This is a genomic window from Thermorhabdus hydrogeniformans, from assembly GCF_049310025.1.
In the GTDB taxonomy this organism is placed as follows: domain Bacteria; phylum Bacillota; class Thermosediminibacteria; order Thermosediminibacterales; family Tepidanaerobacteraceae; genus JBJYKD01.
In genome coordinates, this window is record NZ_JBJYKD010000084.1 from 1 (window position 1) to 492 (window position 492).

Genomic DNA, 492 nt, shown 5'->3' on the forward strand with positions numbered 1-492 from the left:
AAGGTTCTATGAAATCTTTCAATATTTGGGTTTCTTTCAGGCGACCTTACTGGTATTCGCTCATGAAATATACCCTGTTTAGTGCAAAATTCCTGAAATTCTTTTGACTTAAACTGCGGCCCATTATCGGTTCTGATTGTTAAACTATCTGTTATATGCCTTGATGCAATGGCTTTTGTCACGGTTTTTACTACATCGTTCTTTGTTATCGAAAAACCAGCCTTATAGCCCACTATCTCTAACGTATATGTATCTATTATATCCAGGATAAAGATTATTCTGGGGAAAATAGTCACATACGTAATATCCATCTGCCAATGGGTATTCGGGGCCTCGACAGATACTTTTTTGAAAACTATGTCAGTATTGGAAGAAGTATAATGTCTAATAATCGGCAAAAGTAGTTCCATTTCTTTGCATAGCCTGTAACCCTTTTTCTTGTTGATAATAATTCCAAACTTTGACCTTAAGAGAAATGTAAGTTTTTTATAC

Annotated in this window: 1 protein-coding gene; it reads right to left on the minus strand. The window is 35.0% G+C overall.

Features of this window, described 5'->3' with window-relative positions; translation table 11 throughout:
• The coding region (locus ACKX14_RS15580) for a DDE-type integrase/transposase/recombinase (RefSeq protein ID WP_422449280.1) at positions 1-492 on the minus strand (492 nt) is incomplete at both ends.